Annotated in this window: 20 protein-coding genes and 1 rRNA gene; 18 read left to right on the forward strand and 3 right to left on the reverse strand. The window is 64.7% G+C overall.

All coding sequences use genetic code 11. The features are described from left to right. The first annotated feature begins 2 nt into the window (after positions 1-2). The 5 genes from rpmI to pheT all read left to right on the forward strand — a co-directional run bounded on the left by rpmI (position 3) and on the right by pheT (position 5,098). Positions 3-197, forward strand: a complete 195-nt coding sequence (gene rpmI, locus CSW57_RS00470) for a 50S ribosomal protein L35 (RefSeq protein WP_023960686.1) — start codon at positions 3-5, stop codon at positions 195-197. Between the two features lie 64 nt (positions 198-261). After that, positions 262-642 carry a 50S ribosomal protein L20 gene (gene rplT / locus CSW57_RS00475; protein WP_099380987.1) on the forward strand — a complete coding sequence of 127 codons (381 nt, stop codon included), beginning with the start codon at positions 262-264 and terminating at the stop codon, positions 640-642. 17 nt (positions 643-659) lie between these two features. Further along, positions 660-1,499, forward strand: coding sequence for a TrmH family RNA methyltransferase (locus tag CSW57_RS00480; RefSeq protein ID WP_099380988.1), 840 nt, complete (start codon positions 660-662; stop codon positions 1,497-1,499). 41 nt (positions 1,500-1,540) lie between these two features. After that, positions 1,541-2,590, forward strand: coding sequence for a phenylalanine--tRNA ligase subunit alpha (pheS, locus tag CSW57_RS00485; RefSeq protein ID WP_223248957.1), 1,050 nt, complete (start codon positions 1,541-1,543; stop codon positions 2,588-2,590). A 30-nt stretch (positions 2,591-2,620) separates the two neighbouring features. Further along, positions 2,621-5,098: a phenylalanine--tRNA ligase subunit beta gene (pheT, locus tag CSW57_RS00490; RefSeq protein WP_099380989.1), complete on the forward strand. Its 2,478-nt coding sequence runs from the start codon at positions 2,621-2,623 to the stop codon at positions 5,096-5,098. A gap of 78 nt (positions 5,099-5,176) precedes the next feature. On the opposite strand, the gene CSW57_RS00495 is transcribed toward pheT, so the two are convergent. The 3 genes from CSW57_RS00495 to CSW57_RS00505 are packed head-to-tail and all read right to left on the reverse strand — an operon-like array spanning position 5,177 to position 7,315. Beyond that, positions 5,177-5,776, reverse strand: a complete 600-nt coding sequence (locus CSW57_RS00495; protein ID WP_099380990.1) for a TetR/AcrR family transcriptional regulator — start codon at positions 5,774-5,776, stop codon at positions 5,177-5,179. Positions 5,777-5,822: 46 nt separating this feature from the next. Beyond that, positions 5,823-6,578, reverse strand: a complete 756-nt coding sequence (locus CSW57_RS00500) for an ABC transporter permease (protein WP_099380991.1) — start codon at positions 6,576-6,578, stop codon at positions 5,823-5,825. Next, on the reverse strand, positions 6,575-7,315 hold the full coding sequence (locus tag CSW57_RS00505; RefSeq protein WP_099380992.1) for an ABC transporter ATP-binding protein: 741 nt from the start codon (positions 7,313-7,315) through the stop codon (positions 6,575-6,577). Before CSW57_RS00505 ends, CSW57_RS00500 begins: the two co-directional genes overlap by 4 nt. A 120-nt stretch (positions 7,316-7,435) precedes the next feature. Between CSW57_RS00505 and argC the strand changes: the two genes are divergently transcribed. The 13 genes from argC to CSW57_RS00570 form a co-directional block, all read left to right on the forward strand. After that, a complete protein-coding gene (gene argC, locus CSW57_RS00510; RefSeq protein ID WP_099380993.1) occupies positions 7,436-8,473 on the forward strand; it encodes an N-acetyl-gamma-glutamyl-phosphate reductase in 1,038 nt (345 codons plus the stop codon). Positions 8,474-8,559: 86 nt separating this feature from the next. After that, positions 8,560-9,747, forward strand: coding sequence for a bifunctional glutamate N-acetyltransferase/amino-acid acetyltransferase ArgJ (gene argJ, locus CSW57_RS00515; protein WP_223248963.1), 1,188 nt, complete (start codon positions 8,560-8,562; stop codon positions 9,745-9,747). Further along, entirely contained in the window at positions 9,744-10,712 is a 969-nt protein-coding gene (argB, locus tag CSW57_RS00520; RefSeq protein WP_223248958.1) for an acetylglutamate kinase, read from the forward strand. Before argJ ends, argB begins: the two co-directional genes overlap by 4 nt. Beyond that, positions 10,709-11,902: an acetylornithine transaminase gene (locus CSW57_RS00525; RefSeq protein ID WP_099380995.1), complete on the forward strand. Its 1,194-nt coding sequence runs from the start codon at positions 10,709-10,711 to the stop codon at positions 11,900-11,902. The genes argB and CSW57_RS00525 overlap by 4 nt, the downstream gene beginning before the upstream one ends. Beyond that, positions 11,899-12,822 carry an ornithine carbamoyltransferase gene (gene argF, locus CSW57_RS00530; protein WP_099380996.1) on the forward strand — a complete coding sequence of 308 codons (924 nt, stop codon included), beginning with the start codon at positions 11,899-11,901 and terminating at the stop codon, positions 12,820-12,822. The genes CSW57_RS00525 and argF overlap by 4 nt, the downstream gene beginning before the upstream one ends. After that, the gene (locus CSW57_RS00535) at positions 12,801-13,289 is read left to right on the forward strand and encodes an arginine repressor (protein ID WP_051406618.1); all 489 of its coding nucleotides are present in this window, start codon (positions 12,801-12,803) and stop codon (positions 13,287-13,289) included. Before argF ends, CSW57_RS00535 begins: the two co-directional genes overlap by 22 nt. 74 nt (positions 13,290-13,363) lie before the next feature. Then, entirely contained in the window at positions 13,364-14,560 is a 1,197-nt protein-coding gene (locus CSW57_RS00540; RefSeq protein ID WP_099380997.1) for an argininosuccinate synthase, read from the forward strand. Next, a complete protein-coding gene (argH, locus tag CSW57_RS00545; protein ID WP_099380998.1) occupies positions 14,561-15,964 on the forward strand; it encodes an argininosuccinate lyase in 1,404 nt (467 codons plus the stop codon). Between the two features lie 86 nt (positions 15,965-16,050). Next, positions 16,051-19,032 (forward strand): AMP-binding protein, encoded by a 2,982-nt coding sequence (locus tag CSW57_RS00550; protein WP_099381021.1) that lies wholly within the window; start codon positions 16,051-16,053, stop codon positions 19,030-19,032. Between the two features lie 32 nt (positions 19,033-19,064). Next, positions 19,065-19,304 carry a Trm112 family protein gene (locus CSW57_RS00555; RefSeq protein WP_099380999.1) on the forward strand — a complete coding sequence of 80 codons (240 nt, stop codon included), beginning with the start codon at positions 19,065-19,067 and terminating at the stop codon, positions 19,302-19,304. 27 nt (positions 19,305-19,331) lie between these two features. After that, the gene (locus CSW57_RS00560; protein ID WP_223248959.1) at positions 19,332-20,003 is read left to right on the forward strand and encodes a DNA-3-methyladenine glycosylase; all 672 of its coding nucleotides are present in this window, start codon (positions 19,332-19,334) and stop codon (positions 20,001-20,003) included. Beyond that, positions 20,000-21,268, forward strand: coding sequence for a tyrosine--tRNA ligase (tyrS, locus tag CSW57_RS00565; protein WP_099381001.1), 1,269 nt, complete (start codon positions 20,000-20,002; stop codon positions 21,266-21,268). The genes CSW57_RS00560 and tyrS overlap by 4 nt, the downstream gene beginning before the upstream one ends. A 649-nt stretch (positions 21,269-21,917) precedes the next feature. Continuing rightward, positions 21,918-23,188, forward strand: a 16S ribosomal RNA gene (locus CSW57_RS00570); the annotation flags it as partial.

The following is a 23,188-nucleotide window of genomic DNA, read 5'->3' on the forward strand; positions in this document are numbered from 1 at the left end:
CCATGCCCAAGACAAAGACCCACAAGGGAACCGCGAAGCGATTCAAGGTGACCGGCAGTGGCAAGATCGTCCGCCAGCGCGCAAACCGTCGCCACTTGATGGAGCACAAGCCCACCAAGCGCACGCGTCGTCTCGACGGCACCGTCGTCGTCTCCGAGAACGATGCTCCCCGCATCAAGCGCCTGCTGAAGATCTGACGCTCCCCACAGACCACCCGCTGGCCGGTTCCCGGCAGCCGCACTACTAAGAGGTAAATCAACGATGGCACGCGTAAAAAGGGCGGTAAACGCCCAGAAGAAGCGTCGTACAACCCTGGAGGCTTCCAAGGGCTACCGCGGACAGCGTTCGCTGCTCTACCGCAAGGCCAAAGAGCAGCAGCTGCACTCGCTCACCTACGCGTACCGGGACCGCCGGGCGCGCAAGGGCGAGTTCCGCAAGCTCTGGATCTCGCGGATCAACGCCGCAGCCCGGGCCAACGACATCACCTACAACCGCTTCATCCAGGGTCTGAAGATCGCTGGTGTCGAGGTCGACCGGAAGATCCTCGCCGAGATCGCCGTCAGCGATCCCGAGGCCTTCACCGGTCTGGTTGCTGTCGCCAAGAAGGCGCTGCCGTCGGACGTCAACGCGCCGGCCGCCTGATCGAGCCCGCCAACAACATGTCCGCGCCGGACGTTCTCACCGAACGTTCGGCGCGGATTGTTTCGTACGCCAAACTGCACCGTTCCGCCGGCCGACGCAAAGCGGCCGCATTCCTGGCCGAGGGCGCCAACTCGGTCGCGGCTGCACTACACAGTCGTCGCGCCCGTGTCTTGCTTGCGACGGACGACGCGCACTTCCGGCACGCCGACCTGATCGACGACGCGCGGCGCTCGGGCATCGAGATCTGCGCGATCACCGAGGGCGCCGCGTCCAAGCTTGCCGACACGGTCACCAGTACTGGTCTGTTCGTGATTGCCGACCTGGTTGACGTACCCCTCGCAGGCGTGCTGGCGGCATCGCCTCGCCTGCTTGCGGTTCCTGTCGAGATGACCGACCCTGGCAATGCCGGCACGCTCATCCGGACTGCAGATGCAATGGGCGCCGACGCCGTGGTGCTGGCAGGCGACAGTGTGGACCCCCACAACGGGAAGTGTGTGCGTTCCACCGCCGGGAGCGTTTTCCATGTCCCCATTGCTCGTGAGCGTGACATCGACGCGGTCCTGGCAGAACTGCGTGCCGGCGGGGTCGCGATCTGCGCGACATCCGGGAATGCCGAGCTGAGTCTGCCCGAGGCCGGCCACGTGTTGTCGGGTCCCACTGCGTGGCTCTTCGGCAATGAGGCGCACGGTCTGTCCGACGACATCCTCGGCCGCGCCGACCATCGCATCTCGATCCCGATCAGGGGCCGGGCAGAGAGCCTCAACTTGGCTGCTGCGGCCGCGATCTGCCTGTATGCCAGCGCAGATGCGCATTCGGGTGTCGACTACCCTCGTACGGGGTCCAGCCCGACCCCCTGAACCTTCTCCCCAACATCTGACGAGCAGGAGTTACCGCAGCCGTGGCCGACGAGTCGATCCCAATCAGCGAGGCGGACAAGTCACTCGCGACCGCAGTTGACGCCGCTGTGGCAGCGTTCTCCGACGCGGTCGACCTGCCCGCGCTCGCGGTCGCCAAGACCGAACACATGGGGGACAAGTCGGCGATCGCTCTGGCCCGCCGCGAGCTCGGCGCGCTGCCCAAAGAGCAGAAGGCCGAAGCGGGCAAACGAGTCAACGTCGCCCGCGGCCAGGTCCAGCGCGCCTACGAGGAACGACTGGCGGTTTTGACCGTCGAACGCGACGCGGCCGTCCTGGTCGCCGAGACCATCGATGTCACCTTGCCCAGTGCGCGTCGTCCGTCGGGAGCGCGGCACCCGATCACGGTGATCGCCGATCAGGTCGCCGACGTGTTCGTCGGGATGGGCTGGGAGATCGCCGAAGGACCCGAGGTCGAGACCGAGCACTTCAATTTCGATGCGCTTAACTTCCTGCCCGACCACCCGGCGCGTTCGATGCAGGACACCTTCTACATCGCTCCGCCCGATTCACGGCAGGTGCTGCGCACGCACACCTCACCCGTCCAGGTGCGCGCGATGCTCTCGCGTGACCTCCCGATCTACGTCGCCTGCCCGGGCCGCACGTTCCGCACCGACGAACTCGACAGCACCCATACCCCGGTGTTCCACCAGGTCGAGGGTCTGGCCGTGGACAAGGGGCTGACCATGGCGCATCTACGCGGCACGCTCGACCTGTTTGCGAAGGCGCTGTTCGGACCCGAGACCGTGACCCGGATGCGGCCCAGCTATTTCCCGTTCACCGAACCGTCGGCCGAGGTGGACGTCTGGTTCACCGGTAAGAAGGGCGGCGCAGGCTGGGTGGAGTGGGGCGGGTGCGGCATGGTCAATCCGAATGTGTTGCGCGCCAGCGGGATCGACCCAGACGTCTATTCGGGATTCGCTTTCGGCATGGGTCTCGAACGCACGCTGCAGTTCCGCAACGATCTGCCCGACATGCGCGACATGGTCGAGGGTGACATTCGATTCACGGTGCCCTTCGGCCCCGGCGCCTGATTTCCTTCCGAACGAAAGAGCTGAGTCCCAGTGCAAGTAGCGCAATCGTGGCTGACCGAAGTCCTGCAACGTGGCGCGCCCGGATGGAGCGCATCGTCTGCCCAGATCGATGAAGGATTCGTGCGGGTCGGCTTCGAGATCGAAGAGATCCGCTCGTTGCCCGTGATCACCGGTCCGCTGGTGGTCGGCCGGGTCAACCACATCGAGCAGCTCACCGAATTCAAGAAGCCGATCCGGTACTGCCAGGTCGACGTCGGTGAAGCAGCTGACCGCGGAATCGTCTGTGGTGCACAGAATTTCGCCGAGGGTGACCTGATCGTCGCAGCTCTGCCGGGCAGCGTCTTGCCAGGCGACTTCGCCATCGCGGCACGCAAGACCTACGGCAGGGTGTCCGACGGGATGATCTGCTCGGTGTCGGAGATGGGCATCGGCAACGATCACAGCGGGATTCTGGTGTTGCCCCCGAACATCGCCGCCCCGGGGTCCGACGCCCGCTTGGTCCTGGGCCTGGACGACACCGTCATCGACGTCAATGTGACTCCCGACCGTGGCTACGCGTTCTCGGTCCGGGGGTTGTCCCGGGAGCTCGCCTGCAGCTTCGATCTGGAGTTCACCGATCCCGCGGATAAACCCGACCTGTCCACGAGCGCAGGCGATTCCGGCTGGCCCGTGCGTATCGACCCGGCGTCGGGGGCCACGCGGTACAGCGCAGCTGTCGTCCGTGGCATCGACCCGACAGCTCCGTCGCCGTGGTGGCTCGTCAAACGGCTGATGTTGGCCGGTGTGCGTCCGATCTCGGCCGCTGTCGACATCACCAACTACGTGATGCTCGAACTGGGTCAACCGCTGCACGCTTTCGACGCTGCGAAGCTGTCGGGCGATATCGTGGTGCGTCGTGCTCTCGCCGGAGAAAAGCTGACCACACTCGACGATGTCGTCCGCGTTCTCGACCCCGAAGACGTTGTGATCACCGACGAGTCGGGACCCATCGCGTTGGCGGGTGTGATGGGCGGGGCGACCACCGAGATCAACCTCGAGAGCAGCGACGTGCTGCTCGAAGCCGCCACCTTCGATCCGGTTGCGGTCTTCCGGACGGCAAAACGGCATCGCCTCACCAGTGAGGCGAGCAAGCGGTTCGAGCGGGTGGTCGACCCTCGTATCACCGACGTCGCATTGCTCAGGGCTGCCCAGCTACTCATCGAGATCTGCGGTGGCACAATTGATCCCGTTTACACAGATGTCGGTGAAGTGGCTCCCCAGGCTCCGGTCACGATGGCGTTGTCAGCGCCATCGGCCACCGCCGGTATCGCCTATCCCGATGGCACCGCGGTGCGGCGCCTCGAGCAAGTCGGCTGTGAGGTCGCCGCGTCCGGCGACAACCTCACAGTGGTCCCGCCGAGTTGGCGTCCCGATCTACGCCAGAGCGCCGATCTCGTGGAAGAGGTGCTACGCCTCGAGGGCTACGAGAACATCCCGGTGGCCGTTCCGACGGCTCCCGGAGGCACTGGCCTGACCCCGGCCCAGCGTCGTCGACGCAGCATCGGACGCAGCCTGGCGTTGTCGGGCTATGTCGAGGTGCTGCCTTACCCGTTCATGCCTGCCGGTGTGTTCGACGTGTGGAACCTCCCGGCCGACGATCCGCGCCGCAACACCGTCAAGGTGCTCAACCCGCTGGAAGCCGACCGTCCGGAGTTGAACTCCACCCTGCTGCCCGGATTGTTGGAGATGGTGGGGCGCAACCTTGCTCGAGGACAACGTGATCTGTCGATGTTCGCGATCGGGCAGGTGGTGCTGGCCGGAGCCGGCGTGCACCCGGTGCCTGCGCTACCGGTTGATCATCGACCCACCGACGACGAGGTCGCCGAGCTGATCGGTTCGTTGCCCGCGCAGCCGCTGCACGTCGCCGCCGTTCTGACCGGTCTGCGAGAGCCCGCCGGGCCGTGGGGCAAGGGGCGTCAGGCCGACCCCGCCGATGTCTTCGATGCAGTTCGCATCATCGGCCAGGCCGCCGGTGTCGAGTTGACGCTGCGCGCGGGCTCCGAGGTTCCCTGGCATCCGGGCCGCTGCGCCGAAATTCTGGTCGATGACTCCGTGGTCGGCTGGGCGGGTGAACTACATCCGGCGGTGCTCGAGAAGATGCACCTTCCGGCACGCTCCTTGGCGCTCGAGATCAACATCGACGCCGTACCGCTCAGCGAGCGCCTGGTGTCGCCGCGTATCTCGCCGTATCCTCCCGTGCTGCAAGATCTCGCAGTGGTCGTCGACGCCGATGTCGCGGCTGCCGATGTGCAGGCCGCGCTGACCGCCGGCGCCGGTGAGCTGCTCGAGACTATTGCACTGTTCGATGTGTTCACCGGTGAGCAGGTGGGAGACGGCCGCAAGTCGCTGACCTTCTCCCTGCGTTTCCGGGCATCCGACCGCACCCTCACCGAAGACGAGGCCACTGCAGCCCGCGACGCCGCGCTCGCACAGGCGACGGCGACGGTGGGTGCACAGATGCGGAGCTGATCGACCGGGCGCCGCCGGGCGGCCGGCTGCTCGAATGGCGTGCTGACACCGCGACGAGATCAGGGATGCCCTGATGCTCTACGGACTGATCGGGCCGGTGAGATACCGCTGGATCGTGGGTCCGAGGTTGGCGACCACGTCGTCGGCCGGCAGCGAAGCGAGGGGTTCGAAACGCAGCAGGTACCGCGTCATGATCATGCCGAGTACCGCACTGCCCACGAGGTTGGCCCGCAGTCGCCCTGTGCCGGCGGGATTGTCGGCGCGTTCGGTGATCTCTGCGAGCACCACCTCGAGCACCATGGTTCGGATCAGCGTCGGGTCGGGTCCACTGATCACCGTGCGCAGCAACGCGATTCCGGATTCTTGCAGTTCGCCGTCCCATACCCCCACCACCGTTCGGACGAGGGTGGGACCCAGTTCGTCAATCGGGATCTCGCGCAGGGGCCCCACCACATCGAGCGGATCGATGGGCAATTCGATCGCGGCCAGGAACAACTTGTGTTTGGTGCCGAAGTAGTGGTGCACAAGTGCCGGATCCACCCCCGCGTCCGCGGCGACCGCGCGGATGGATGTGCGGTCGAGTCCGTCGCGAGCGAAGAGTGTGCGGGCTGACGCCAAGATCTGTCCCTTGGTGTCAGGTTCACCGGGACGCCGTCCTGATCGCCTTGGACCGCTCACCCGGGCATCTTCTCAGGGCGCCGATGACGCTGGACGGGCCGGCCCATCACTCGGTCCGCCGACGCAGCGAGGCAGCGGCCAACGCCAATGCCGCGATGGTGCACAGCAGTACAACCAGCAGGTCCCGCCACATCGTGCCGGTCGGCTCGGTATATCGGCCCACCTGATTCAGCGCCTCCACGGCATAGCTCAGAGGCATCACGTTGCTGATCACCTCGAGCCACCGCGGCAGATCGGCTCGCGGAACGAAGAGTCCACACAGGAACAACTGGGGGATGACCACCACCGGCAGGAACTGAACGGCCTGGAACTCGGTCTGGGCAAAAGCGCTGCACAGCAATCCGAGGCCGACACCGAGGATGGCGTCCAGGATCGCGATCACGAGGACCCATCCGATGCTTCCGGCCGTCTGCAGTCCGAGAACCCAGAACGACACGACACATGCGAGTGCGGCTTGAGCCATCGCGGCCGTGGAGAACGCGGCGGCGTAGCCGACCAGCAGGTCGGCCTTGCTCATGGGGGTGGTGAGCAGTCGTTCCAGCGTGCCGGACGATCTCTCACGCAACATTGCGATAGAGGTGATCAAGAACATGATCGCGAATGGGAGCACTCCGAGCAGGACGAGCGCGATCCGATCGAACGGCTCGGGCCCGCCGGGAGGACCGACCTGGTTCTCGAACATGAAGTACAGCAACGCCATCAGGATCACCGGGACGAGCAGGATCATGGCGATCGTTCGTGGGTCGGCCTTGAGCTGCCGGAGAACGCGGCCGGTGGTCGAGAGCGCGATGGTGGCGTTCATGATGCTGTCCGTTCGGTGATCAGGGCGAGGAAGGCCTGTTCGAGGTTGGTCTGATGCGTCCGGGCGCGTAGTTCGTCCGGTGTGAGTTCTGCGATGACTCCGCCTTCACGCATCAACACGAGGGCGTCGCAGTGGTCGGCCTCGTCCATCACGTGGCTGGACACGAGCAGGGTGGTCCCGGTGTCGGCGAGTGCACGGAACCGCTCCCACAGCTCCGACCGCAGAACCGGGTCGAGCCCCACGGTCGGTTCGTCGAGGATCAAGATCTCGGGACTACCGACGAGGGCGCAGGCGATGGACACCCGGCTGCGCTGACCACCTGACAACTGGGCGGTTCGGCGACCACGAAAATCATCGAGTCCGACGGCGCGAATCGAGTCGTTCATCAGGTCGCGACGTCGGTAGAGGTCGGCGAAGTAACGGACATTCTCTTCGACGGTGAGATCCGTGTAGACCGAGGGCGCCTGCGTCACGTACCCAACGCGTCCGCGGAGTTCTTTCGCGCCGGCGGGTCGGCCCAGCACGTCGACGGAGCCGGAGGTGATGCGTTGAGTGCCCACCACAGAACGCATGAGCGTGGTCTTCCCGCATCCTGATGGCCCGAGCAGTCCAGTGATCGATCCGCGGGGTACCGACAGGGTCACGCCGTTCAGCGCGCGAGCGCTACCGCGTTTGACGATGAGGTCCTCGATGCGGACGGCGGGTTCAGGGTGGGTCGTGAGGTCTGGCTGTGCCATGGCGGTCTCAATTCATTTTGTGTTGAATTCATTGCCTGATGAAAAAGATAGATCGCTCGATGACGGGCGTCAATGGAAGAGCGTGTGAATTATCTTGCGGTAACGTGCATAATGAATCACATGACTGTGTCAGTGGCTGTCGCCGGAGCCAGCGGGTACGCGGGCGGGGAAATTCTTCGCCTGTTGCTCGGCCATCCCAAGTACACCTCGGGAGAGATGCGAATCGGTTCCCTCACCGCTGGTTCGAACGCGGGGTCGCTGCTGGGTGCCCATCATCCCCACCTTCTGCCGCTTGCGGATCGCGAACTCGGCGAGACCACCACCGAAGCGCTGACCGGTCACGACGTGGTGTTCCTGGCGCTTCCACATGGCACGTCGGGGCCGGTCGCCGACGCTTTGCCGCCCAGCACCCTGGTCATCGACTGCGGTGCCGACTTCCGCTTGCAGGACTCGGCGGAATGGGACAAGTACTACGGCGGAAACCATGCCGGCAGTTGGCCCTACGGCCTGCCTGAGCTTCCCGGGAACCGCGAGATCTTGTCCGGTGCCTCGCGAATCTCCGTGCCGGGTTGCTATCCGACAGTGAGCACACTTGCGTTGCTACCCGCTGTCGCGGCGGGAATCGTCGGTCCGCAACTGACGATCGTTGCGGTGACCGGTGCCTCGGGCGCCGGCCGTTCGCCACGGGTGGACCTGCTGGGTTCGGAGGTGATCGGTTCCGCTCGTGCCTACGGGGTCGGCGGGTCACACAGGCACACCCCCGAGATCATCCAGAACCTGTCGGCCGTGGGGAACTCACCGGTCAGTGTCTCCTTCACCCCGATACTGGTGCCGATGACCCGAGGCATTCTTGCGACGTGCACAGCTCCGTCGACCGCAACCACCGCCGAGGCGCGTGCGGTGTACGAGAAGGCATATGCGGATGAGCCTTTCGTTGCGTTGTTGCCCGAAGGCCGGCTGCCGGCCACGGGGTCGGTGATGGGGTCGAACGCCGTGCAACTCAGCGTCGCCGTCGACGAGCGGGCGGGCACGCTGGTCGCAGTCGCTGCGATCGACAATCTCACCAAAGGCACCGGCGGCGGTGCGGTCCAATCCATGAACCTGGCTCTGGGCTGGGACGAAACAGAGGGTCTGAGCACTGTGGGTGTGGCGCCATGAGCAACGGTGATACGACTGTCAACGGCCTTGAGTCGGATTCGGTTGCCGCGCCGGAGAATTGGCGCGAGGTGGCCGGTGGGCACCGGATGACTCGACTGCAGGGCGTCACGGCATCCTCAGGTTTCCGGGCTGCGGGCATCGCTGCCGGTATCAAGGCCAGCGGCAAAGAAGATCTGGCGTTGGTGTTCAACGAGGGCCCCGAGTACGACGCCGCTGGTGTGTTCACGGAGAACAAGGTCAAGGCCGCGCCGGTGTTGTGGAGCCGGCAGGTCTTGTCCACGGGCAGGCTGCGGGCCGTGATCCTCAACTCCGGCGGTGCGAACGCCTGCACGGGGCCAGGGGGGTTCCAAGACGCGCACACCACTGCGGAAGCCGTGGCAGAAGCCATCAGTGGCTGGGGTACCGAGACCGGCGCCATCGAGGTCGCCGTCTGCTCGACCGGTCTGATCGGTGACCGGTTGCCCATGGACAAGGTGCTGGCAGGCGTGACCGAGGTGGTACACGAGATGGGCGGTGGCATCTCCGGTGGGACCGATGCCGCGCACGCGATCATGACCACCGACACCGTGCCGAAGCAATCTGCGTTCCATCACGCCGACGGCTGGAATGTCGGCGGCATGGCCAAGGGCGCAGGCATGCTTGCGCCATCGTTGGCAACCATGCTGTCGGTGTTGACCACGGACGCGAAAGTGACTGCGGCTCAGCTCGACGAGGCACTGCGGGCGGCGGCAGCGGTCACGTTCGATCGGCTGGATGTCGACGGCGCCAGTTCCACCAACGACACCGTGCTGCTGCTGAGTTCGGGTGCCAGTGAGGTCGAACCCACGCAGGCCGACCTCAACGAGGCGGTGCGGCTGGTGTGTGACGATCTCGCTGCCCAGATGCAGGCCGACGCCGAGGGCGTCACCAAACGAGTGGTGGTCACCGTGACCGGCGCTGCCAGTGATTCCGAAGCGCTCGTCGCGGCACGCACGATCGCCCGGGACAGTTTGGTGAAGACCGCGTTGTTCGGATCCGACCCCAACTGGGGCCGTGTCCTCGCCGCAGTCGGTATCGCGCCCATCGAGCTCGACCCTGACCGGATTGCCGTGCGGTTCAACGGTTCACCGGTGTGTGAACACGGGATGGGTGTCCCGGGCGCGCGCGAGGTGGATCTCTCGGTCACCGATATCGACCTCACTGTCGACCTGGGAATCGGATCGGGCAGCGCGTGGATCCGCACCACGGACCTGTCCCATGCGTATGTCGAAGAGAATTCGGCGTATTCGTCGTGACGGGCGCACTCACGCCTCTGGAGAAGGCACACGTTCTCGCCGAAGCACTCCCGTGGCTGCAGCGGTTCTCCGGCAAGGTGATCGTCGTCAAATACGGCGGCAATGCCATGATCGACGACACCCTGAAGGCGGCATTCGCAGAGGACATGGTGTTCCTGCGGACCTGTGGAATCCATCCGGTCGTGGTCCACGGCGGCGGACCGCAGATCTCGGCGATGCTGAAGCGCCTCGGGCTCACCGGCGAGTTCCGCGGTGGATTCCGGGTCACGACGCCGGAAGTGATGGATGTCGTGCGGATGGTGCTCTTCGGTCAGGTCGGTCGGGAACTCGTGGGGCTCATCAACGCACACGGACCCTATGCGGTCGGCATCTCGGGGGAAGACGCGCACCTGTTCACCGCGACGCGCCGCTCGGTTCTCGTGGACGGCGAGGCCACCGATATCGGGCTGGTGGGTGACGTGACGAGTGTAAATCCTGCCGCCGTCACCGATCTCATTGCAGCGGGGCGTATTCCGGTGGTGTCGACCATCGCGCCCGACGCGGACGGGGTGGTGCACAACATCAATGCCGACACCGCCGCGGCAGCGCTGGCCCAGGCATTCGGTGCCGAGAAACTGGTGGTACTCACCGATGTCGAGGGGCTGTACACAAATTGGCCCGACCGCGACTCGCTGGTGTCGCAGATCAACACAACCGACCTCGCCGAGCTGCTCCCGCGGCTTGATTCGGGCATGGTCCCGAAGATGGAGGCGTGCTTGCGCGCAGTGGGCGGAGGTGTCGGTCAAGCGCATGTGATCGATGGACGCACACCACATTCGATGCTCCTCGAGCTCTTCACGAGTGAAGGCATCGGCACCATGGTGGTTCCCGACCAAGGACATGCGGCGCCGCCGGCTTATGAGCATGACGTGCCCGCCGTAGACCACGCTCAGACGCACCCGACACCTAGTGGGGAAAACAAATGACACACGATCGGACCGAGGCCTTGCAAGAACGGTGGTCGGCTTCGCTGATGAAGAACTACGGGACGCCGAAGGTGGCCCTGAAGTCCGGGCTCGGCGCGGTTCTCACCGATGTCGAGGGCCGCGAGTACCTCGACCTTCTCGGTGGGATCGCGGTGAACGTCCTGGGGCATGCCAACCCCGGCGTCATCGCGGCGGTGACCGAGCAGATGTCCACTCTCGGACACACCTCGAACATCTATCTCAACGAACCGGTGGTCAAGCTGGCCGAAGCGCTGCTGTCGCGGTGGGGTGTCGAGGGCAGGGCGTTCTTCTGCAATTCCGGCGCCGAGGCCAACGAGGCGGCGTTCAAGATCGCCCGGCGCACCGGAAGGCCAGAGATCATCGCGGCCGAGCAGGCGTTCCACGGACGCACGATGGGGGCTCTGGCACTGACGGGTCAGCCGGCGAAACGCACGCCGTTCGAACCGATGCCACCAGGGGTGCGCCACGTGCCCTACGGGGACATCGACGCGATGACCGCAGCCATCGGACCGCAGACCGCTGCAGTCTTTCTCGAACCCATCATGGGCGAAAGCGGGGTGGTGGTGCCGCCTGCGGACTATCTCGCGTCGGTGCGGCAGCTCACCACCGAGCACGGCGCCCTCCTGATCCTGGACGAGGTACAGACCGGAATCGGCCGTACCGGAACGTTTTACGCACACCAGTCGGTCGGGATCACCCCAGACGTGATCACCTTGGCCAAGGGCCTCGGCGGCGGACTGCCGATCGGAGCGGTCCTGGCGACCGGCCCGGCTGCAGATCTGCTCGAACCGGGTCAACACGGCACCACGTTCGGCGGCAACCCGATCTGCGCGGCGGCGGCGTTGTCGGTGCTGGATCAAATTGATGCACAAGGGCTCGCCGAGCATGCTGCATCGCTGGGCAAGTTCATCACCAGTGGCATCGACGAGCTGGGTCACCCGCTGATCTCCCACACCCGCGGTGCGGGCCTGCTGTTGGCTGTTGTACTGACCGACCCGGTCGCCGCCGCGGCCGAGGCCGCGGCTCGCGAGCGGGGGTTCCTCATCAACGCCCCGGCCGCGGACGTGCTGCGGCTGGCACCGCCGTTGATCCTCACCGAAGATCAGGCAGCAGGGTTCGTGCGAGCGTTACCTGGCATTCTCGACGCGGCCGGGCAGGCACAGTCATGACGCGGCATTTCCTGAGGGACGACGACCTCACGCCGGAGGAGCAGGCCCGAGTGTTGGCACTGGCCGCCGAGGTCAAGGCGCAACCTTTCGCTCACACACCGCTTTCCGGCCCCAAGGGTGTCGGGGTCATCTTCGACAAGAACTCCACCCGGACCCGGTTTTCCTTCGAGATGGGTATCGCCCAGCTCGGTGGGCACGCGGTCGTCGTCGACGGCAAGGAAACCCAACTGGGCCGTGATGAGACGCTGGCCGACACGGGCCGGGTCCTGTCCCGGTATGTGGAGGCGATCGTATGGCGCACCTACGGTCAGAACCGTCTCGAAGAGATGGCGTCCACCGCAACCGTCCCGGTCATCAACGCCTTGTCCGACGACTTCCACCCGTGCCAGGTGCTGGCCGATCTGCAGACGATCATCGAACACAAAGGTCATGCTTCGGGTCTCACGCTCACCTACCTCGGTGACGGTGCGAACAACATGGCCCACTCGTTGATGCTCGGTTGTGTGACGGCGGGAATGCACGTGAAAATCAGTGCACCGCAAGGCTTCACGCCCGACGAGCGGTTTGTCGGCTACGCACGGGACCGAGCTGCACTCACCGGCGGAAGCGTGGAGGTTGTCGTCGACCCGAAGGCGGCGGTTGCCGGGGCCGATGTTCTCGTGACCGACACCTGGGTGTCGATGGGTCAGGAAGACGACGGACGTGATCGGAGGGCGCCCTTCCGCTCCTATCAGATCAATTCCGAACTGCTGGCCCTCGCCGATCCCCAAGCCATCGTGCTGCACTGCCTGCCTGCGCATCGCGGGGAGGAGATCACCGACGAGGTCATCGACGGACCACAGAGTGTGGTGTTCGACGAGGCGGAGAACCGGTTGCATGCCCAGAAGGCGGTGTTGTTGTGGCTGCTGGATCAACGGTGACCACCCGGGCCGGCCGACACGCACGGATCATCGCTCTGCTGGCCGGCCGCGAGGTGCACAGTCAGACCCAGCTGCGGGAGCTTCTCGCCGCCGACGGTATCGACGCGACCCAGGCGACGATCTCCCGTGATCTCGACGAACTGGGTGCGGTGAAGATCCGCGGCGCGGACGGCGGATCCGGCATCTACGTGGTGCCCGAGGACGGCTCACCGGTTCGCGGGGTCAGCGGCGGCACCGACCGCTTGTCGCGCCTGATGGGGGACCTGCTCGTGTCGATCGACTCCAGCGGCGCCATGGCGGTGTTGCGAACCCCGCCCGGCGCGGCGCACTATCTGGCCAGTGCGCTGGACCGGGCGAGCCTTCCCGAAGTCGTCGGCACCATTGCCGGGGACGACACACTTTTTGTGCTTGCCCGCGAGCCGATCACCGGCGCCGACCTGGCCGAGATGCTCGAGGCGCTGGCATGAGATTCTGAGCAGCACCACCTGAAACAGCCCTAAGACATACAACGTACGACCGAACTACAAGGAGTAACCCCCTCATGGCGCAGCGCGTGATCCTCGCGTATTCCGGCGGCCTGGACACCTCGGTGGCCATCAGCTGGATCGGTAAGGAAACCGGTAAGGAGGTGGTGGCCGTGGCCATCGACCTCGGCCAGGGTGGTGAGGACATGGAGGTGGTCCGCCAGCGAGCCCTCGACTGTGGGGCGGTGGAGTCGGTGGTGGTCGACGCGCGTGACGAGTTCGCCGAGCAGTATTGCCTGCCTGCCATCACCAGCAACGCGCTGTACATGGATCGCTACCCACTGGTGTCGGCCATCTCCCGGCCGCTGATCGCCAAGCACCTGGTGACCGCGGCCCGCGAACACGGCGGCACCACCGTCGCGCACGGTTGTACCGGCAAGGGCAACGACCAGGTCCGGTTCGAGGTCGGATTCGGTTCGCTCGCACCGGAACTCGAGGTGATCGCACCGGTCCGCGACTACGCCTGGACCCGTGAGAAGGCCATCACTTTCGCCGAAGAGAACGCCATCCCCATCAACGTGTCGAAGAAGTCACCGTTCTCGATCGACCAGAACGTGTGGGGTCGGGCAGTGGAAACCGGTTTCCTCGAAGATCTCTGGAATGCACCCACCAAGGATGTGTACTCGTACACAGAGGATCCGACCATCAACTGGCAAGCACCCGACGAGGTCATCATCAGCTTCGAGAAGGGCCGTCCCACAGCGATCGACGGACGGCCGGTCTCGGTCCTCGAGGCGATCGTCGAACTCAACCGGCGGGCGGGCGCACACGGCGTCGGCCGCCTAGACGTCGTCGAGGACCGATTGGTCGGCATCAAGAGCCGCGAGATCTACGAGGCTCCGGGCGCCATGGTCTTGATCCGTGCGCACGAAGAGCTCGAACACGTCACCCTCGAGCGCGAACTCGGTCGTTTCAAGCGCGGCACCGACCGCAAGTGGGCCGAGCTCGTCTACGACGGACTGTGGTTCTCTCCCCTGAAGTCATCGCTCGAAGCCTTCGTCGACCACACCCAGCAGCACGTGAGCGGCGACATCAGGCTCAATCTGCACGGTGGCCACATCGCGGTCACCGGTCGGCGCAGTGACGAGTCGCTGTACGACTTCAACCTCGCCACGTACGACGAAGGCGACACATTCGACCAGTCGGCAGCCAAGGGCTTCGTCCACCTGCACGGCCTGTCGTCGAAGATCTCGGCGAAGCGGGATCTGCGCTAGATGTCCACGAACCAGGGATCTCTCTGGGGAGGCCGGTTCGCCTCTGGCCCGGCCGACGCCATGGCTGCCCTGAGCAAGTCCACTCACTTCGATTGGGTGTTGGCTCCGTACGACATTCGGGCCTCCCAGGCGCACGCCCGAGTGCTCCACAGCGCTGGGTTGCTGTCGGACGACGACCTGCAGACCATGCAGGACGGACTCACGAGGTTGGCCGACGATGTGCGGTCGGGCGAGTTCGCACCTGCTGACAGCGACGAAGACGTCCATGGTGCGCTCGAACGCGGTCTGATCGAGCGGGTGGGAGCCGAGGTCGGTGGCCGGCTGCGCGCCGGTCGATCGCGGAACGACCAGGTGGCCACCCTGTTTCGGATGTGGCTGCGCGACGCCGTGCGGATGGTGTCGGCGGGGGTTCTCGATGTGGTGGACGCGCTGGTCGGCCAGGCACGGGCGCATCCCGCTGCGGTGATGCCGGGTAAGACGCACCTGCAAGCCGCGCAGCCGGTGCTGCTCGCGCATCACCTGCTCGCGCACGCCCATCCCTTGATCCGTGATGTCGAGCGACTGAAGGACTTCGATCGTCGCGCCGCCGTCTCGCCCTACGGGTCGGGTGCTTTGGCGGGGTCATCCTTGGGTCTCGACCCCGGAGCCATCGCGGCTGATCTCGGATTCGATTCGGCGGCAGACAATTCGATCGACGCGACGTCGTCGCGGGACTTCGCTGCGGAGGCCGCCTTCGTCTTCGCGATGATCGGGGTCGACCTGTCCAGGATGGCCGAAGAGGTCATCCTCTGGAGCACACCGGAGTTCGGGTATGTGACGCTGGCCGACGAGTGGTCGACCGGCAGTTCGATCATGCCCCAGAAGAAGAATCCGGACGTCTCGGAGCTGACTCGCGGCAAGTCCGGACGGATGATCGGCAACCTCACCGGGCTGCTGGCAACTCTGAAGGCGCAGCCGCTCGCGTACAACCGTGACCTCCAAGAGGACAAAGAACCGGTCTTCGACTCGGTCACCCAGTTGCTCCTGCTGCTGCCGGCAATCGCGGGGCTGGTCAGCACCCTGACCTTCGACGAGAACCGGATGGCAGAACTGGCTCCCGCCGGGTTCACGCTGGCCACGGACATCGCGGAGTGGATGGTTCGCGCGGGTGTGCCGTTCCGTGTTGCCCACGAGGTCGCGGGTGCATGTGTCCGCGCCGCCGAGGAGAAGGGGATCGGACTGCCCGATCTCACCGACGACCAGTTCGCCGAGATCCATCCGGCGTTGACGCCGGCGGTTCGTGATGTGCTGACCGTCGAGGGGTCGATTGCCTCGCGGGACGCACGCGGCGGGACAGCCGGTGTGCGCGTCGCCGAGCAATTGAACAGGCTGGCCGAGGCCGCAATCGGACACAGGGACTTTTAGGGTTCCCGCCGGGGGCGGCCGCTACGGCCGGGGTAGAGTGTGACGCCAGTCACGGTCCAACCAGATGTTGTTTCTTAGGGGTGTTTGTGCGCGGCCTTCCGAACGTCAAGGAAACCCTTGATCGTGTTGTAGCCACTGCCCAGAACGGGCTGGAGGTCATCAGGTACGGCAGTCTCGAGACCGGGACCCGACCGGCCCCGTTCCGGGTCGAGGAGACCGTTCCGATGTACCAGCTGCGGCGGTACTTCCCGGACGAGCCCGGCGACGGCCCGCCCGTGGTGCTGGTGCCGCCGATGATGGTGTCTGCCAACGTCTACGACGTCACGGCCGACAACGGGGCAGTCACGGTCCTCCATCGCAACGGCCTCGACCCCTGGGTGGTCGATTTCGGTTCGCCGGACAAGGTCGTCGGCGGAATGGACCGCACTCTCGCCGACCACGTCGTGGCCATCAGCGAGGTCATCGACTCGGTTCGAGAGGTCACGGGCAAGGACGTCCACCTTGCCGGGTATTCGCAGGGCGGAATGTTCTGTTATCAAACCGCCGCGTACCGACGTTCCGAGGGCATCGCGAGTCTCATCACCTACGGCAGCCCCGTCGACGTCCTCGGTGCGCTCCCACTGGGATTGCCCGCGGCACTGGTCACCCCGGGCGCACAGTTCCTGGCTGAGAACGTGTTCAACCGGATCTCGGTGCCCGGCTGGTTGGCGCGCACCGGTTTTCAGCTCCTCGACCCCGTGAAGGCGGCACGCAGTCGCATCGACTTCCTGCGTCAGCTCCACGACCGCGAAGCTCTGCTGCCGCGGGAGGACTCGCGTCGATTCATCGAGGTCGACGGCTGGGTCGCGTGGTCCGGGCCTGCCGTGGCAGAGCTGTTGCGCCAGTTCGTCGTCCACAACCGGATGGTCGGCGGTGGCTTCGTGATCAAGGACCGCGTCGTCACCCTGGCGGAGGTCAGCTGCCCCGTACTGGCATTCCTCGGCGAGGCCGACGACATCGGTCAGCCGGTGGCCGTACGCGGCATCATGCGTGCCGCGCCGCTGTCGCAGGTGTATGAATCATCGCTTCCGGTCGGGCATTTCGGACTCGTCGTCGGATCGACCGCCGGTACCCGTACGTGGCCCACCACTGCGCAATGGATCCGGTGGCAGGACGGTTCCGCCGATCAACCCGACCAGATCGAGAAGATGCACGACAACAGCGACGCGCTGGGTGGCTCAGGTGTCAGCTTCTCGTCGCGAGTGGTCCATGGTGTGGGGACGGCTGCCGGTGTCGGCGCAGAGGCCGGCCGGGATCTGGTAGGCGCGGCGAAGTCGGTCGGGCGTACCACCGATGCCGTGCTCCGGGAATCTGCACGCGTTGTCCCGCGGCTCGTGCGGCTGGGCCAGTTGCAGGCCCGGACCACGATCTCGCTCGGAAAGTTGATGAACGAGAACGCCCGACGTAACGGCAAACAGGAGCTGTTCCTCTTCGAGGATCGGGTACTGAGCCACCGTCAGGTCAACGACCGCATCGACAACGTCGTGCGCGGTTTGATCGCGTGCGGGGTGCGTCCGGGCGAGCACGTCGGTGTGCTGATGCTGACCAGACCCAGTGCCCTGGTAGCGATCGCGGCACTGTCGAGATTGGGCGCCGTCGCAGTGATGCTCTCGCCCGGGAACGATCTCAAACAGTCTCTCCGGCTCGGCGATTGTTCCCTCGTTCTCGCCGACCCTGCCAACCTCGACGACTCTGCGGCAATCGCCGACCGGGTGCTCGTACTGGGCGGCGGCGACACCCGAACTCTGTCGCAGGCCGACGGCGAACGAATCATCGACATGGAGCAGATCGATCCGGACGCGGTTGAAGTACCCACGTGGTACCGGCCGGATCCGGGCCGCGCCGGCGACCTCGCATTTGTTCTCTTCAGCAAGAACGGCGGCACCCTCGAGAAGTGGCCGGTGACCAACCACCGATGGGCACTGTCGGCTTTCGGGGCCGCATCTGCCGCGGCACTCAGCAGCAACGACACCGTCTATTGCCTCACGCCACTGCATCACGCCTCGGGACTGCTGACGGCCCTCGGTGGCACCGTGGCGGGTGGGGCCCGGATCGCATTGTCCAACGGGATCGATCCGAAGCTGTTCTCAGCCGAGGTTCACCGGTACGGGATCACGGTGGTGTCCTACACGTGGTCGATGCTGCAGGACGTCATCCAATGCGACAGTCTTGCCATCCAGCCGCACAACCCGATTCGGTTGTTCATGGGCTCGGGGATATCCACCGGGCTGTGGGAAGACCTCCTCGAACGTTTCCCGCGTGCCCGGGTGCTCGAGTTCTTCGCCACCGGCGACGGTTCGGCGATCTTGGCCAACGTCACCGGCACCAAGGTGGGGTCGGCAGGCAGGCCGGTGCCCGGTGTCAACGAAGTCGCGATCGCGGCATACGACCTGGGGGAAAGCCGTCTGATCACAGACGACACCGGGTACGTCAGGGAAGCCCGCGTCGACGAGGTCGGGGTGATGCTGTCCAAGGCGCAGCAGCAGTACGAGGTGGGGGCAACGGTGCTGCGCGACGTGTTCGCCATGGGTGACCGTTGGCAGCTCTCAGAGCACATGTTCCGACGCGATGCGGATGGGGATTTCTGGTTCATGGGCCACACCTCGTCGGTGATCCACTCGGCAGAGGGTTACATCTACCCCCAACCGATCGTCGACGGCCTGTCGCGGCTGGTGCAGGTCAAGCACGCGGTCGTCTACAAGGTGGGGGAGCCCGGTAACCAGCTCGCGATCGCGGCGATCTCGAAGCAGTCCGACACCGGATCGCCGACGGGGTCGGCGCTCAGACTCGCGCTGGCCGAACTGACTCCGGCCGAACGGCCGCACATCATCCGTGTGCTCGACAACATCGAGGTGACGACCTCGTACCGTCCGCGTTCGGAGGCCCTACGTAAGGCGGGCATCCCCGCTGCCGGCGCGGGCGTCTGGTTCCGCGACGACGAGGGTCGGTACCGGAGGCTGACGCGGGCGATCGCCACCGAACGCGGTTGGCACGCCGGCGCGCGATCGGTCGCAGCGGTCGCCCACTGAGGTGACCGATTCGGAAAGGTACCGTTGACGCCGTGTCACATGAAGCCGGACTGAACCCCTTGTTGCTGACCCTGTTGGCGTGCCCGCAGGACCATGGGCCGTTGCTGGTCATCGGCGACGAGCTGATGTACAACCCCAGGCTCCGCCGTGCCTATCGGATCGATGACGGCATACCCGCCCTGTTGATCGACGATGCGCGTGATGTCGGCGATGAAGAACACGAGCAGTTGCTCCAGCGCGCCACTGCCACGACCGGTCCCCCGCCCAGCTGAACCTTGGCCCAACCGACTCTCTTCGACGTGGAGCGGCTGGCGGGTGCCACGCCGCTACAGGCGGCTCGCCGTCTCCTCGGATCGTTGCTCGAGGTGGAAGCCGCCGACGGTGTGGTGCGGATGCGCATCGTCGAAGTCGAGGCCTACGGGGGCACCCCTGACAGTCGGTTCCCTGATCCTGCATCGCACGGATACCGGGGACCGACCGACCGGAACCGGGTGATGTTCGGGTCCGCAGGTCACCTATATGTGTACCGGTCGTATGGCATCCACTGGTGCGCGAACATCTCCTACGGCCAGGCCGGGCAGTGCGGTGGTGTGTTGATGCGCGCGGGTGAGATAGTCGGCGGCCTCGACATCGCCAGACTCCGCCGCCCGACTGCCCGCGCTGACCACCAATTGGCCTGCGGCCCAGGCAATGTCGGATCTGCACTCGCCATAAGCCGGGAACTGAACGGATCGGCCGTCTGCACGGGGGAGTCGCCCGTCAGGTTGTTCAGGGGGCCACGAGTACCGGCCGCCGCGGTCGAGAACGGGCCGCGTGTCGGCGTCAGCTCCGCTCAGGATCGTCCGTGGCGTCTCTGGGACGGGCGCAGTCTCGCAGTGTCGAAGTACCGGCGCGCCGAGCCGTTGCCCTCCGGGACGCGCACCCTCCGCCTGTCGGTACCTGCGGCGGGTACGGAAGGATCGACTCCGTGACCGCTGCGATCCTCGACGAACTGACCTGGCGCGGGCTGATCGCCCAGACCACCGACATCGACGAGTTGGCAAGAGTGCTGACGAGTCCGACGACGCTCTACGCAGGGTTCGACCCCACTGCGCCGAGCCTGCACGCCGGCCACCTCGTTCCACTCCTCACTCTGAAGCGGTTCCAGCGCGCAGGCCACCGGCCCATAGTTCTCGCCGGTGGGGCGACGGGAATGATCGGCGATCCGCGCGACGTCGGGGAACGCACCATGCAGTCAGCGGACACGGTGGCCGAATCAGCGCGCAGGATCAGGTCCCAACTGGAGCGATTTGTCGACTTCGATGATTCGCCCACCGGTGCTGTGGTGGTTAACAACCTCGATTGGACGGGCAGCCTGCCGGTGGTCGACTTCCTACGAGACGTCGGCAAGCACTTCTCGGTCAACGTGATGCTGGCACGTGACACCGTGCGACGCCGCCTGGAATCCGACGGTATGAGCTACACCGAATTCAGCTATATGTTGTTGCAGGCCAACGACTATCTGCAATTGAACCGCGAGTTCGGCTGCGCTCTGCAGGTGGGTGGTTCCGACCAGTGGGGCAACATCATCGCCGGGGTTGACCTCACCAGGAGGGTAGACGGCCGAGCTGTCCACGCGTTGACGGTCCCGCTGGTGACCTCGTCCGACGGCAAGAAGTTCGGCAAATCAACCGGTGGTGGGAGCCTGTGGCTGGACCCGGAGCGGACCAGCCCCTACTCCTGGTACCAGTACTTCCTGAACACCGCGGACGCCGATGTGGTGCGTTACCTCAAGTGGTTCACCTTCCTGGGACAGGAGGAGATCGCCGAACTCGAGCGGGTCACCCTGGAATCGCCGCACAAGCGCGAGGCGCAGCGACGGCTGGCGCAGGAGATGACCACTCTCGTCCACGGTCAGGCGAACACAGACGCGGTGCAACTGGCGAGCCAGGCGCTGTTCGGCCGTGCCGAATTGACCGAGCTCGACGAGAACACGCTGGCCGCAGCTCTGTCCGAGACCACAATTGCCGACCTGGCCGCAGACTCTCAGCCGACCATCATCGACATCTTGGTGGCGACGGGACTGTCCGAGAGCAACAAAGCCGCTCGCCGAACCATCGGAGAAGGCGGCGCGTACGTCAACAACGTCAAGATCTCGGATCCGCAATGGCAGCCCGGTTCGACGGATCTGCTGCACGGATCGTGGTTGGTGGTGCGCCGTGGGAAGCGAAACTTCGCCGGCGCCCGGGTCCGATGACGCCTGTTCATGCGGTGTTACTCGAAAACACCCCTCTGACCAGGCGATTTGACGCCACGCTCACGACCGCGTAACTTTCTTCAAGTCAGCGAGTGAGGCGCCGGAGAGCGAGAGTCCGGAGCGGCCAAGAACACCGACGGGATGTTTTCCTGAAGGAACAACGCTGACCGCCCAAGTTAGATACGGATCCACTCCGGTGGAGCGTTTCTGCGCGGGTGGCTGAAGGCCGAGAGACCACGGAGCAGCCGGAAACGGAATGTTGCGAGCAGGTTTCAGAGCTGATAGGCTGGGAGACCTGCTCCGGACGAGATTCGGAGCGGAACTTCTAAGAAAGACAATAACAAATGCCCTCCGGGATGGCACCTGTTTTCAGGTGTCGAAGTCGGGGAGTGTGTGTTCTTTGAGAACTCGATAGTGTGTCGATGGATTGTTAGTGCCAATTTAGGTGCTGCATTTCTGTCACGTGACGAAGCCCTTTCGGGGTTTGGTTGGTGGTGGGGTGTGGTGCCGGCATTAGTTAGATATTATTTTGATTGCCATTGCAGGTTTTGAGTCCTGTGGTGGTGTCAGTTTTTGTTTGGTTGGGATTTGAGAATCTCTTCGGACAGATTTTTTTGAAACTTGCTCTTCGGAGTGGTTTTAGAGGATTTTCATGGAGAGTTTGATCCTGGCTCAGGACGAACGCTGGCGGCGTGCTTAACACATGCAAGTCGAACGATGAAGCCAGCTTGCTGGTGGATTAGTGGCGAACGGGTGAGTAACACGTGGGTGATCTGCCCCAAACTTTGGGATAAGCCTGGGAAACTGGGTCTAATACCGAATATGACCGATACTCGCATGGGTGTTGGTGGAAAGCTCCGGCGGTTTGGGATGGGCCCGCGGCCTATCAGCTTGTTGGTGGGGTAATGGCCTACCAAGGCGACGACGGGTAGCCGGCCTGAGAGGGCGACCGGCCACACTGGGACTGAGACACGGCCCAGACTCCTACGGGAGGCAGCAGTGGGGAATATTGCACAATGGGCGCAAGCCTGATGCAGCGACGCCGCGTGAGGGATGACGGCCTTCGGGTTGTAAACCTCTTTCACCAGGGACGAAGCGAAAGTGACGGTACCTGGAGAAGAAGCACCGGCCAACTACGTGCCAGCAGCCGCGGTAATACGTAGGGTGCGAGCGTTGTCCGGAATTACTGGGCGTAAAGAGCTCGTAGGCGGTTTGTCGCGTCGTTCGTGAAAACTTGGGGCTTAACTCCAAGCGTGCGGGCGATACGGGCAGACTTGAGTACTACAGGGGAGACTGGAATTCCTGGTGTAGCGGTGAAATGCGCAGATATCAGGAGGAACACCGGTGGCGAAGGCGGGTCTCTGGGTAGTAACTGACGCTGAGGAGCGAAAGCGTGGGTAGCGAACAGGATTAGATACCCTGGTAGTCCACGCCGTAAACGGTGGGTACTAGGTGTGGGTTCCTTTTCACGGGATCCGTGCCGTAGCTAACGCATTAAGTACCCCGCCTGGGGAGTACGGCCGCAAGGCTAAAACTCAAAGGAATTGACGGGGGCCCGCACAAGCGGCGGAGCATGTGGATTAATTCGATGCAACGCGAAGAACCTTACCTGGGTTTGACATACACCAGAAAGCCATAGAGATATGGCCCCCCTTGTGGTTGGTGTACAGGTGGTGCATGGCTGTCGTCAGCTCGTGTCGTGAGATGTTGGGTTAAGTCCCGCAACGAGCGCAACCCTTGTCCTGTGTTGCCAGCACGTAATGGTGGGGACTCGCAGGAGACTGCCGGGGTCAACTCGGAGGAAGGTGGGGATGACGTCAAGTCATCATGCCCCTTATGTCCAGGGCTTCACACATGCTACAATGGCCGGTACAGAGGGCTGCGATACCGTGAGGTGGAGCGAATCCCTTAAAGCCGGGC

Origin of the sequence: Williamsia muralis, from assembly GCF_002735905.1 — a bacterium.
In the GTDB taxonomy this organism is placed as follows: domain Bacteria; phylum Actinomycetota; class Actinomycetes; order Mycobacteriales; family Mycobacteriaceae; genus Williamsia; species Williamsia muralis_A.